At 45.9% G+C, this 13,715-nt stretch carries 7 protein-coding genes; 5 read left to right on the top strand and 2 right to left on the bottom strand.

Features of this window, described 5'->3' with window-relative positions:
• Nucleotides 1–218: 218 nt before the first annotated feature.
• From E5331_RS05670 to E5331_RS05660, 3 genes are all read left to right on the top strand, one after another.
• Nucleotides 219–3,284 carry a SusC/RagA family TonB-linked outer membrane protein gene (locus tag E5331_RS05670; protein WP_123483619.1) on the top strand — a complete coding sequence of 1,022 codons (3,066 nt, stop codon included), beginning with the start codon at nt 219–221 and terminating at the stop codon, nt 3,282–3,284.
• Between the two features lie 32 nt (nt 3,285–3,316).
• Nucleotides 3,317–5,110: a RagB/SusD family nutrient uptake outer membrane protein gene (locus E5331_RS05665; protein ID WP_275441098.1), complete on the top strand. Its 1,794-nt coding sequence runs from the start codon at nt 3,317–3,319 to the stop codon at nt 5,108–5,110.
• A gap of 228 nt (nt 5,111–5,338) precedes the next feature.
• On the top strand, nt 5,339–5,992 hold the full coding sequence (locus E5331_RS05660) for a MarC family protein (protein ID WP_123483620.1): 654 nt from the start codon (nt 5,339–5,341) through the stop codon (nt 5,990–5,992).
• Nucleotides 5,993–6,067: 75 nt separating this feature from the next.
• Here E5331_RS05660 and E5331_RS05655 read toward each other — a convergent pair whose 3' ends face one another.
• Both E5331_RS05655 and E5331_RS05650 read right to left on the bottom strand, forming a co-directional pair.
• Complete coding sequence (locus tag E5331_RS05655; protein ID WP_123483621.1) at nt 6,068–7,414, bottom strand: ATP-binding protein; 1,347 nt, start codon at nt 7,412–7,414, stop codon at nt 6,068–6,070.
• 209 nt (nt 7,415–7,623) lie between these two features.
• On the bottom strand, nt 7,624–8,913 hold the full coding sequence (locus E5331_RS05650) for an ATP-binding protein (RefSeq protein WP_123483622.1): 1,290 nt from the start codon (nt 8,911–8,913) through the stop codon (nt 7,624–7,626).
• Nucleotides 8,914–9,302: 389 nt separating this feature from the next.
• Between E5331_RS05650 and E5331_RS05645 the strand changes: the two genes are divergently transcribed.
• Together E5331_RS05645 and E5331_RS05640 are read left to right on the top strand one after the other, a co-directional pair.
• Nucleotides 9,303–10,631: an efflux RND transporter periplasmic adaptor subunit gene (locus tag E5331_RS05645; RefSeq protein WP_123483623.1), complete on the top strand. Its 1,329-nt coding sequence runs from the start codon at nt 9,303–9,305 to the stop codon at nt 10,629–10,631.
• Nucleotides 10,621–13,713: an efflux RND transporter permease subunit gene (locus tag E5331_RS05640; RefSeq protein WP_135984263.1), complete on the top strand. Its 3,093-nt coding sequence runs from the start codon at nt 10,621–10,623 to the stop codon at nt 13,711–13,713. Before E5331_RS05645 ends, E5331_RS05640 begins: the two co-directional genes overlap by 11 nt.
• Nucleotides 13,714–13,715: the final 2 nt, after the last annotated feature.

The following is a 13,715-nucleotide window of genomic DNA, read 5'->3' as shown; positions in this document are numbered from 1 at the left end:
ATGAATTATTAGTGTGTCCGTATCATTCATAATTTATCGGACAAATCTAATGAATTGTTTGGATAGGTGAGAAAAATAAATAAATATCTAATTTTGCACAGTAGATTGAGGTGATGTTATGATATAAGGTAGAAAATTAAAAGAGTAAAAAAGGTTTTTATTAGGTATTGATTACTAAATATATTAACAAAATACTTTATTTAATACTAACAGACATAATGAAAAAAGAACGTTACCTGATGTGGCTGTTCTTCCTTGTCCTGGGAGCAGTCACCATGAAAGCTCAGCAGTATCAGCTTAAAGGTGTGGTACATGATGAGGTGGGAGAAGCGGTGATCGGTGCTACTGTGATAGTCGAAGGCACGACAAATGGCACTTCCACGGATGTAGACGGACAATTCACACTCAATGTGAAGAACGGAGATAATCTGATTGTCTCTTACGTTGGCTATATCACACAGACAATCAAAATCAATGGACAAAAAGAGATTACAGTGAATCTGAAGCCTGATGACCAGCTTCTTGATGAGGTGGTGGTAGTGGGTTACGGTGCCGTGCAGCGCAAGAACTTCACCGGTTCGGTTTCGACAGTGAAGGTGTCTGACTCTCCTCTGTCAATCATGCCGACCTCAAACGCAATGGATGCGTTGAGAGGTACAGTCACTGGTATAACTGTCGGGCAGCAAACTGGTGCGGGACAATCTCCATCCATGCTCGTGCGTGGTCAGAAATCTGTAAATGGTGGGTCGTCGCCGCTGCTTGTGGTGGATGGCGTGATTTTTCAAGGTGCCTTGCGCGACATTGATCCTTCCGTGATTGAAAGTATGAGCGTATTGAAGGATGCCACATCTCTTGCTGCATACGGTTCGCAGGCTGCAAACGGTGTGATCATGATTACTACTAAAAAAGGTACAGAGGGTAAGCCTCTTGTGTCGCTCTCAACCTCATGGGCCTGGAGCGAGGCGGCTGCCAAACCTGATCTTTTGAGTCCTGCTGACTATATCCGTAAGAACAATATTCTTTCAGGTCTTGATGAGAATGCCGACCCGACATGGATGTCGAAATTTGAGTATGAAAATTATAAGAAGGGGCAGACTACTGACTGGTTTGACTATTCCACTCGCACCGGTCTTATGCAGAACTACGCGCTCTCAATCAGCGGCGCGACAAGCAAGGTCAATTATTTCCTATCTGGATCCTACACTAATCAGAAGGGGGTGATAAAGGGTGACGATTATGAGCGTTTCGTGATGAACAGCCGTATTACCGGCGATGTGACAGACTGGTTGCAGATCGGCGGGCAGATGATGTATTCTCACAACAACTATTCTGGAGCAAGCGTCTACGACCTCTATCAGACCACTCGTCTAAGTCCGTATGGACAGCCCACCCGTGTCAACGGTGAAGTCAACAAATATCCCGTCAATGAGGGTGGATATCGTCTTAATCCTCTATGGAGCGTGCTTTCCAACACGATTGATGACCATGATATATACAATACCACCACTCTTAAAGGGCACATCCTTCTGAAATGTCCTTGGCTGAGAGGTCTTACTTTCCGCATGAACGGCAGTTTCTCTTTGGAGAATATCGAACGCGATTATTTCACCCACGAGGGTTATTATGTAAGGGAGATGAGTGGCGTTGCAATTGAGGATGCCGAGTCTTATTATACGGATGCTGCTGTGAGCGGCTATCTCGCTTCGGCAAACGGCTACACTTCAAGAACCAAGAACAAATCGTATGTATGGGACAATATCCTTAATTACAACGGTCAGTTTGGTGAACATTTTGTGGATGTCACTGCGGTCTATACTCGCGACTCATACGAATATTTCTACAAGGGATATAGTGGTTCTGACTTCTCCGCTCTCGGCAACACAAATCTCGGATATAACGGTCTTAACCTCGCTGCAACTCAGAAAATCAGCAATCCCGGATATACAAAGCACACTGACGTGGGTTATCTCGGACGTCTGAACTATAATTATGACCAGCGTTATCATCTCAGCGTTTCTGTACGTCGTGACGGTTCATCCGTATTTGGTGCTAAGAAGAAATGGGGTACATTCCCTGCTGTCGGTCTTGCATGGACTGTTTCTAATGAGAAATTTTGGGAACCGGTTGCTGAATATGTAAATAATCTGAAGATTAAGGCTTCTTGGGGTAAGAATGGTAATCAGTCGCTTAGTCCTTATCAAACATTGTCAAAGATCACGCTTGGTCAGCAGGGCGGACTTCCCTATGCGTTCGGAAATACAGATAATGTAAGCTGGGGACAACGTATCACGGCTATGGGTAATCAGCTCCTCGGTTGGGAGACTACACAGTCATGGAACTTCGGTTTTGAGGCAGGTGCTTTCAACAATAGGGTAGTACTCGAACTTGATGCCTACAAATCAAAGACTACCGACCAGATTTTCTGGCGATCAATCCCTGTTATGATTAACGGTCTCACCGGTATGTATGCCACTATGGGTCGTGTCGACAACTGGGGTATCGAAGTCAACCTTAACACAATAAATATCGAGAGTAAGGATCTGACTTGGACCTCAAACCTTAATTTCTATCTTAACCGCAACAAACTGAAGGAACTCTATGGCGATGGAAAGGATGATATTTCCAACGGTCTTTTCCTCAATAAGTCGCTCGGTGCAATCTATGGATATAAGAATATCGGTATTGTTCAGGAAACGGATACGGAATATATAGAGGCGAACGGTGCCCAGCCCGGCGACGTTATGTTTGCAGATACTGATGGCGACGGAAAGATTACGTCTGAAGACCGTACTATCCTCGGCTACAGCAAGGAAAACTTCCGTATGGGATTCGGAAATACTGTGACATGGAAAGGTTTCACTCTGTATGCTATGTTTACAGGTGTGTTTGGTGGTCGTGGATATGGTATGGCAAGCAATCTTTATGCTTACCGCACGCTTTCTGACGTAAACATGGATAACAACCTTAATCACGGTTGGTGGACTCCGGAGAACAAGAGCGATAAATATCCGCGTATAAATTATACCGACGGTAGATACAATCCTCTTCAGAACTATTCTTTTGTGCGTCTCGCTGATCTCAGCCTTGCTTATACGTTCAGCCAGCCTTGGGTGAAAAAGATGCATATCAACAACATAAAGGTATTCTTGTCTGCCAAGAATCTATTCACTATCTCATCATGGGATGGTGGTGATCCTGAAATTCGTCAGACAATCGGGTCAGGATATAGCTATGGTTATCCTTTGGCTCGCACTTATTCTGTCGGACTGAACCTCACTTTCTGATAATGGGTCAAAATACTCAACATCTATTTAACATGAAAAAGATGAATTTTAAGAAATTATTGAAATATACGCTCAGCGGCATGGCTATCATTCCGATGCTATCGGCTTGCAATAGCGATACGGATTTTCTCACTGAAAAACCGGAGACAATATATACTCCAGAGAATGCATACGAGACTGTGGATCAGGTGAAAGCCTGCGTGACAAACCTATATGTCCATATCAGATATTGGTATGATGTGGATCAGTTCCTCAAAGGTCTCGGTTCTGACGTGGCGGACACCCCCAATTGGCGTGCGTCGGGAAACGGTGTGTGCAACTTCTCTAACTGGAGCACATCCTCCAACCAGTCGAACAAGATTTTTGAATCGATGTATCAGCTTGTGAACTATGCCAACCAGAGCCTTGAGGGTGTCAACCAGCCATCCCTTTCATGGGCGAGTGAGGATGAGCGTCTGGAGTGTTACGGAGAGATGATGTTCATGCGCGGCTATGGCTATCTTCGTCTTGGTGAAATGTTTGGTGGTGTGCCGCTTGTGACTAAGTTCTATCAGGAGCTTAAACTTGACTTTGAACGTTCTTCACGTAGTGAGACCTATAATCAGGCAATCTCTGATTTGAAGGAAGCTGCCGAGAATCTTCCTGACTATCCGTCTGAAGCGGGACGTGTGGGTAAGGGTGCCGCATATCACTTCCTGTCGGAAGCATATCTTGCGTTGGCTATAGAGAACGATAACAATGCATCTGACCTTGATATGGCAATATCATACGCTGACAAAGTGATGGCTCTGCATCCTGTCATGACCGAGTGTTTCGGTTCTCGTGCAATACCCGGTGGGGGTAAGGCTGTGAACGGCGTGGAGGCATATCGTGAGGACGGCAACGTATTTTTTGATCTTTTCCAGAGAGGAAATCAGGATTATCAGGATGGCAACACTGAAGCTCTTTGGGTATTCCAGCATAACTATAATATTTATCATGAGTATGGCGGCAACAAAAGCGAATCTCCCCGCAACTGGTCTCCCGTATTGCGTGATGCTTTCTGGAAGGATGAATATAAGGAGAATGGTGAGAACTGTCCGTGGAACGGTGCCGATACCGAACTCTATCCCGGTGGCAACATCTGTGCTTATGTAGGCGGACGAGGAATTTCCGCCAATGCGCCTACAAACTATGTGATCAATGAGGTATGGCATGGTGATTTCAGCGATGATATGCGTAATGCTCCATGCAACATACATCGTGACTTTGTGGTAATCGACAAGAACCATTCAATGTACGGTCAGGTTGTCACAAAAGATATGCTTGACCCGACACGTATCGACCGTTATTATCCAGTATGGGAGAAATGGGCATCGTGGGACGATTATAACTACGATGACCTCAGTGAAGGTTGGCAGCGCAGTGCATATTTCATCGACCAGTATGCATGCCGTTCAGCCGAGACGGTCCTTCTGCGTGCCGAGGCTAAGCTTCGCAAGGGCGACAAGGGTGGTGCTGCCGATGATGTCAACATTCTCCGCAATCGTGCGCAATGCTCTTATAAGGCTCAGGCAAGCGACATGACAATGCAGTTCATCCTTGATGAGCGCGTGCGTGAGCTATTCTTTGAGGAACAGCGTTGGCCTACTCTGCTCCGCATAGGCAAGGAGGGTATAGAGAGCATCAATAAGCATGCAATGTATATAGCCGACCAAAGTGAGGCTTGGCCCGGTTGCTTTACCTCCACTCTGCCAGGTATCTCAAAATGGACACTTTTCCCGATACCGCAGACGATTATCGATACCAATACCGGTGCTGTAATCGAACAAAACCCCGGTTGGTAATAAAAAAGGTTATGTAAGCTAACCTTATACCCGATATGGGTGGGAGGGCTGCATCATTAATGAATGGTGCAGCCCTCTTTATAGATTGAAGGTTATGGTTCTATGAGAGCAGTGGTTATGCGGACTTGTAGAAGGAGTGTTATAATTTTTTGAAAATGACATGGGAATTTTTGGTGAGAATACAAAAAATATTTATTATTTTTGCAGAAAATTAAATCTAACCTTGACATGGAAAATTTACTTCCTTTTGCATTTATTTGTCTCACCTCCTTCTTTACACTGACCAATCCGTTGGGGACGATGCCTGTGTTCTTGTCTATGACTAAAGGATTAAACAATTATGAACGTGCGCATATAGTGAAACGTGCCACCATCGTTTCGTTCATAATTCTGATCTGCTTCACAGTTGCAGGACAGTTTCTGTTTACTCTTTTCGGTATATCCGCCAATGGTTTTAAGATAGCTGCAGGTTTCATCATTCTGAAGATCGGATTTGATATGCTTCAGGCGAAATATTCCAATACTAAGTTGAGTGATGAGGAGGTGAAGGTGTATGCCGATGACATATCTATAACTCCGTTGTCAATACCGATGCTTTGCGGTCCGGGTGCGATTGCCAATGGCATCGTCCTTATGGAGACTGCCACAACGGTTCCGATGAAGGTTACTCTCCTCGTGAGCATCGCTCTGATATATGCACTCACATACGTCATTCTTCGTGCATCAACCAAACTGGTGCCTCTTATCGGAGAGACCGGCAACAATGTGATGATGCGATTGATGGGTCTGATTCTTATGGTGATTGCTGTGGAGTGTTTTGTCGGTGGTCTCAAACCGGTCCTTGTCGACATAATCCGTCTGGGCAACGGGCTTCCCGGCTAATATTCACATTACTGACCTACAAATAGAGTGGCGACAGAATCCCGTCGCCACTCTATTTTGTCGGTAAGAACTAAATTATAGGAGTCCGGTCATATATAGGGGAAGATAGGTTACATTTTCCTTTATTTCCAGATTGTCCGGATGGAGCACAATCGCCTTATTTAGTTCCATCTCATATTTTTTCATTGCTTTCTTCAATGAGTATATATGATAATCTTTTCCGGATTTTACTTCTACAAAGTTCATGTTATGCTTGTTTGTGACATGGCTTTTGGGCAGGAGAAAATCAAGTTCCATGCGGTTTTCATTGTCGTTGCGGTCTGAGTTCGAATAAAAGAATAGGCTATAACCTTTGGCAACCAACATCTGTGCCACGATATTTTCCATAAACATACCTTCATTCAACGATAGTTTACCGCGAATTATCTTTCTATATACGTCATTCTTCTCCTCAATATTTGTGAATGCCAAAGAATAAAGTAGTCCGGTATCACCAAAATAGCATTTGAGAGTGGTTCGGTCAGCATTTATAGCCAATCCCATGCTTGGTTCAGTGCTTCCGAAACAAAGGTTTACAAACTTTGCATCTTGTAGCCATGTGAAAGGCTCGATATATTCTCGCATCCTTGCATTCTCTGAAATGGAGGAAAGTCTGAATTTCTTTTCATGTTTTGACAACTGTGATGGTATGGCATCAAAAACGGATTCCACTTTAAAGGTCTGAGATCCGGTGTGTTTGGCAATGTCTCCACGATAAAGGGTCAGGATTATGGATTTCTGACGGTCAGCCTCGTTGAAATCTTTTGTTGAAAGATAGGCTTTTACAACTTGTGGCATCCCTCCGATTACCATATATTCCTTGAAAAGTTGAAGAGCTTTCCTATGAAGCGCCTGTGGTAGTGGAGTCGTTTTGTAATAACATTCTGCAATGAAGTCGGCAAGCATCTCCTCTCCGTTGGCATATAGATATTCCTCAAAGTCCATAGGATACATATTGATATGCTCCTCTTCCGACGGAATAATGATATTCTCGGTATTTTTTCTTATTGACATCAGTGAGCCGATTTCAATATAGTCATACCTGCCGTCTGCAACAAGATACTTAATGGCGGCACGCATCTTCGGACATTCTTGTATCTCGTCAAGAATTATTAATGATTCCCGTTCAAACAGTTGTGTATTATAGATTAGTTGAAGATAAGAAAACAGCCGGTCGCGGTCATGCAGATTATCAAGTATCAAATTCAAGTTATCATCGGAGATGTCGTTGAAATCAATCTTGATAAATGAACGGTATTCATTCCTGCCTAATTCTTCGGCGATATAGCTTTTCCCTACTCGTCGGGCACCATTGATGAGAAGTGCGGAAGTTCCGTTATGTTTCTTCCAATTCAGTAAGTGATTGTATATCTTGCGCTTCATATCATTGTATCACGTTTTCAAGGTTTAGAATACCTATGAAATACACGTTTTCAAGGATATTAATGCTGCAAAAATACACGTTTTCAAGGGATAAACAAAATTTTTCTGTAAAATTGATTTATAAGAAATGCCATTATTAGACAATCTATTTGAGAAATAACTCAATTTCCATAGTACTTCGTAGGGATTGTCTTGTTTTTTCATGTTATTCAATCTTTTAAACATGAAAGAGGTATTACTTTTACCCCATCTGGTCGTGTGTAGGCAATAGGTCCCCCGGTAATCACAAGCAATAAATCTGGTTCTCGCATTTTTAATTGAGTTTCTGTTTCATTCTTTTTCTTTACAAGATCTTTGATCTCAAGGAGATGTTTTGCGCCCATGTCAATTTCAGCACTTCCAAGTTTGAACTCAATCAATGCATATCGTCCATCATCAAGATGCAGCACAGCATCTGCTTCAAGGTCGTATCGATCATGATAATATGATATGGAGCCATACGAAGCCTGGGAGTATGCACGCAAATCCCTAATAGCCATACACTCAAAAATGAATCCATAGGTTTTTAAATCCATCTGTAAGTATTGCGGAGATAACCCTAAAGCTGCTACAGCAATAGATGGATCAGTGAATCCTCTTTTTTTACCTCTTCGAATCGCCGTTGCTGAGCGAACAGCTGGAGACCATGAATCAATGTCTTGAATTACAAATAATTTTTCCAATGCTGATACATAGCTATCAAAAGTCGGTTCCGTGCAACTTTCAGTAGTTGCTGATACATCCTTGATCATTTTGCTTTTCTTTGCAAGAGTCGAGATATTTCGAGCGTATGACCTTAATATTTCACGTGCTAACTTTTCGTTTCGATCTACCCCATCAATTGTAGATATGTCGGTAGCACAAACGCTTTGTACGTAATTCTTTGCCACAAGTAATTGTGCTTTGGTCGATGTTCCCAATAATGTGGCTGGCCAACCTCCTCGGCAGGATGCGAATATGAGCTGTATTAAATCAAGTTTTGATTTTTTACCATCAATGACTAAGTTAGGATTATCGAATAATTCGTTCAAAGATATTTCACCTGTTGATTCCCCTGATTCCCAAAGACTCATGGGAAGCATTCTGATTCGTGCGATACGCCCAGTGCCGGAATGTAAAATTTTTGATTTATCCACAGAATTGGAACCAGTCAAGATAAATTGTCCTACTTTTTGACGTTCATCTACAACAGTCCTTACGGCATCCCATAGTAAGGGTGCGTCTTGCCATTCATCTATAAGCCGAGGGGTAGCTCCTTCTAAGAGAAGAGATGGACGAGTTGCTGCGGTTGCGAGATAACCATCACGTGTATCCGGATTTTGTAGTTTGAGTTCACTGTTGGCTTGTTGTTCTGCAGTTGTGGTTTTGCCGCACCACTTTGGCCCTTCAATAAGAACGGCTCCAAATGCTTCAAGATATTCTTGCAATATTTGATCTGCTATTCGGGGGAAATATAACATGTTTTTTTGAGTGCAAAGTTAATTATTTTAAGGGATATAGCAAATTTATTTTGGTTTTTTGTGGCATTTCATTTTGGTTTTTTGTGGCATTTCATTTTGGTTTTTTGTGGTTACGGAGGACTTTCAAGTTTTATGCTGTTTTCATTGTCTTTGCAGTCTGATTTGGAATAAAAGAAGTGGGGATGTGCCAAATTTTTAAATGTATTTTGTTTTTATTAGCATAAGTTTGGTCAACATTAGTGCGTATAAAAGTGTTATGAATTTGTATCGCCGGCTTGTAAGCGATATGAACCGATTCAGGTACAGGTAATGAAATAGAAAAGAATGAGGTTCAATTCATGGAATGGCCTATCGTCGGAGAAATCATAATTATCTAACGTTTAACCAACATGGGAGTCAATAGCAGTACTTTTCCAAACAAATCAACAGAAGAGGTTATCAACAAAAATCGGCACACAGAAGACTCTAACGGGTATGATGGTGGGCACAAAAAAAGAAATTTCATCATTGCCGGCATCGTTCTGTTGGCGATTGTCGCTGTAATCCTATATATATGGATGCGTCCGAAACCGCAAAATGTGGTCTTGCCGACTGTAGAAGTGGAGGAGGTAAGCACTGATAATGTCAATATATATGGTGAATACGTCGGACGTATACGAGCACAGCAGTTTGTGGAAGTACACGCCCGCGTGGAAGGGTATCTTGAAAAGATGCTCTTCAAGGAGGGTTCCTATATAAAGAAAGGACAGACGCTCTTTGTCATTGACCCTCGTCTTTACAAGGCTCACGTCGAGAAGGCGCGTGCCCAGCTCAACAAGGCACGTGCGCAACTCAACAAGGCGAAGCGCGACCTCGACCGAATCACACCTCTCCACGCACTGAATGCGGCATCCCAACTTGACCTTGACAACGCTACAGCTGCCTACGAGAGTGCGAAAGCGGAGGCTACCGTGGCTGAGGCTGATCTGACGCAAGCTGAATTGACCTTAGGTTACACGCAGGTGACATCCCCCATCTCCGGATATATATCGGAAAGAGTAGCCGACATAGGTACCCTCGTCGGTCCCGGTGGCGGTAAATCGCTACTTGCCACTGTCGTGAAGAGCGACACCGTAAGGGTGGATTTCTCAATGACCGCACTCGACTATCTCCGCAGTAAGGAGCGCAACGTCAACTTGGGCGGTTCCGATCCTGACCGGAAATGGGATTCTTTCGTGAAAATCACCCTTGCCGACGGTTCCGTCTATCCCTATCAGGGTCAGGTGGATTTCGCTGACCCACAGGTAGACCCCAAGACTGGCACATTCTCCGTGAGGGCGGAGATGCCTAACCCCGACAGAAGTCTTCTCCCCGGTGAATTCACAAAGGTGAAGGTGCTTCTCGACGTCAGGGAGAATGCCGTGGAGATTCCCGACAAGGCTATCGTAATTGACAAGGGTGGTGCCTACGTCTATGTGGTGCGCCCTGACAGTGTGGTGGAGAAGAGATTCATAGAGACCGGTCCGCAGACCGACAACAAGACCATAATCGAACGCGGTCTGGCGAAAGGTGAGAAGATCGTGGTGGAAGGCTACCATAAACTGTCGCATGGTATGAAGGTGAACCCTGTGACAGCAGCTCAGGAGAAGAATGGTGCCGAAGAAGTGAATGCATCGGCAAAGGATAAAGGGGATGTGGATGCCAAGGATAAAGGGAAGGAGGGTGCTGATGAAGCGTAATTTCTTTCTTGACCATCCGGTGTTCTCAATTGTGATATCCATCGTGGTATTCATAATCGGTGTCATCGGACTGATGCTTCTCCCTGTCGACCAATATCCGCAGATTGTGCCACCGGTTGTCAAGGTCAGTGCCTCCTATCCCGGAGCCGATGCCCTTACGGTCACTCAGGCAGTGGCTACCCCTATTGAGCAGGAATTGAACGGCACTCCCGGCATGATCTATATGTCGTCGTCAAGTTCAAACTCCGGCGGCTTTTCCGCCATCGTCACATTTGATATTGATGTCGATCCGGAGTTGGCTGCCGTGGATATCCAGAACCGAGTGAAGAAGGCGGAATCACGTCTCCCTGCCGAAGTTGTGCAGAATGGCATATCGGTGTCGAAGGAGACGGCAAGCCGACTGATGACCATCACAATCCAGTCAGACGATCCAAAGTTTGATGAAGTATATCTCAGCAACTACACCACTCTCAACGTCATTGACCCTATCCGACGCATACCGGGCGTCGGCAGTATAAGCAACGTCGGAGGCAGGTATTACGCCATGCAGATATGGGTGGATCCTGCGAAACTTGCAGATATGGGGCTTACGGTGAAGGATATACAGAATGCCTTGAAAGACCAGAACCGAGAATCTGCCGCCGGCACTCTCGGTCAGGCACCTTCGGAGAATGTTGACATAACTATGCCGATCATCGCAAGAGGGCGTCTATCGTCAGTTGCTGAGTTTGAGGATATCGTGTTGCGTGCGGAGAGCGGCGGCTCGGTGATAAGGATGAAGGATGTGGCGCGTGTGTCGCTTGAGGCGTCAAGCTATGCTACGGAGAGTGGTATCAACGGCGGGAATGCTGCCGTAATCAACATCAACATGCTCCCCGGAGCAAACGCCATGGAGGTGGCGGATGCCGTGAAGAGGGAGATGGAGAATATTGCAAAGGGATTTCCGGAGGGTATAACCTACGATATACCGTTTGACATGACCACCTACATATCGGAGTCTATACATCACGTCTACAAGACATTCTTCGAGGCTCTGATACTGGTGATTCTCGTGGTCTATCTATCGCTTCAGAACTGGCGTACAACAATTATCCCAGTGATTGCCGTGCCGATCTCGCTTGTCGGCACATTCGGCGTGATGCTCATGTTCGGATTCTCCCTCAACATGCTGACTCTGCTCGGTCTTATCCTCGCCATCGGTATTGTGGTGGATGATGCGATAGTCGTCGTGGAGAATGTGGACCGACTGATGAACGAGGAGAAACTATCTCCATACGAGGCGACGGCAAAGGCGATGAGTGGTATCGGTTCGGCACTGATTGCAATGTCGCTGGTGCTCTGTGCGGTGTTTATCCCCGTGAGCTTTCTCCCCGGCATAACCGGTCAGCTCTACCGTCAGTTCACTATCACTATCGCGGTGTCCGTCATCATATCCACGATGGTCGCGCTCACGCTGTCTCCGGTGATGTGTGCGAAGCTGCTGCGTCCGGAGACGAAGAAAAAGCGGGCGAAACTGTTCCGGCTCATCAATATCTGGCTCGGTAAGGGGAACCGATTCTATTGCGGAATGATAAGGAAGGGGTTGGCACGACCCAAGACTATGGTTGCCATCTACGTAGGGGCGATAATTCTTATCTGCGTGATGAACTACCTGATGCCGCGCAGCTTCATGTCGCAAGAGGATCAGGGTTATTTCACGGTGGAGCTTGCCCTTCCGGAGGGTGCCACAATTGAGAGGAGCCGTGAGGTGACGGAGAGGGCTATCGCTTATCTGAAGGAGGATCCCGACGTGAGATATGTGCTCAACGTGACCGGATCATCACCGCGCGTGGGCACGAATCCCGCCCATGCGCAGCTGACCGTGATTCTGAAACCATGGGATGAGCGCGAGACGGAGGATATAACCGTTGTCCGCGAGCGCATTAGGGATCATCTTGCCGGGTATCCGGAGAGCGAGGTGTTTGTCTCTACACCTGCCATCATACCGGGTCTCGGTTCATCCGGCGGCTTTGAGATGGTACTCGAGGCGAAGGGGGATGCGACGTATCAGGATCTGCAACAGGCAGTCGACTCATTGAGGCATTATGCCGCAGCAGTGCCGGCGATTGCGAATCTGTCGGTGTCGATGCAGCCAGACATCCCGCAGCTATATTTCGATGTGGACCGCGATAAGGTGAAGATGCAGGGCATACCGGTGAGCGATATCTTCTCCACGATGAAGGCTTTCACCGGTTCGGTCTACGTCAACGACTTCAACATGTTCAACCGAATATACCGCGTCTACATACAGGCGGAGGCACCCTTCCGCGCCAACAAGGAGAATCTGAACCTCTTCTTCGTGAAGAGCACCGACAACACGATGGTGCCGATCACCTCGCTCGGTACATCTCGCTTCACCACCGGACCCGGAACTATGTCGCGCTTCAACATGTTCTATTCAGCCACCGTGTCGGGGGATGCCGCCAATGGCTACAGCACCGGTCAGGCTATGGATGCGCTGGAGAAAATCGTCAGGGAGAAACTTCCCGAAAATATCGGGGTGGAATGGAGCGGTCTGTCATATCAGCAGAAGCATGAGAGCGGCAATACGGCTCTTGTGCTCGGTCTCGCCTTCCTGTTTGTGTTCCTCTGTCTGGCGGCGCAATATGAGAGTTGGAGTGTGCCGTTGGCAGTGATTCTGTCCTTACCCGTAGCCGGAGTGGGAGCATATCTCGGTATATGGGTATGCGGACTTGAGAACAACATCTATTTCCAGATAGGATTGGTGATGCTTGTGGGTCTGGTGGCTAAGAATGCCATTCTGATTGTGGAGTTTGCGAAGGAGGCTGTCGACAAGGGTGCGGATGCCGTGAGTGCCGCGCTTACTGCCGCACGACTGCGTTTCCGTCCTATCGTGATGACTTCGCTGGCATTCATGCTCGGACTTATACCGCTCCTTTTTGCATCCGGTCCCGGTTCTGCCGCACGCCGCGACATTGGCACCGGAGTATTCTTCGGTATGCTTGTGGCGATTACTGTCGGTATCCTGTTTGTACCGTTCTTTTTCGTGATGATAGAGCGTTTCGTTAGAAAAAATAAATAGAA

This window comes from Lepagella muris (genome assembly GCF_004793975.1).
GTDB classification, from domain to species: Bacteria; Bacteroidota; Bacteroidia; order Bacteroidales; family Muribaculaceae; genus Lepagella; species Lepagella muris.
The sequence above is the reverse complement of the archived record's forward strand: the minus strand, read 5'-3'. Positions and strand labels throughout refer to the sequence as shown.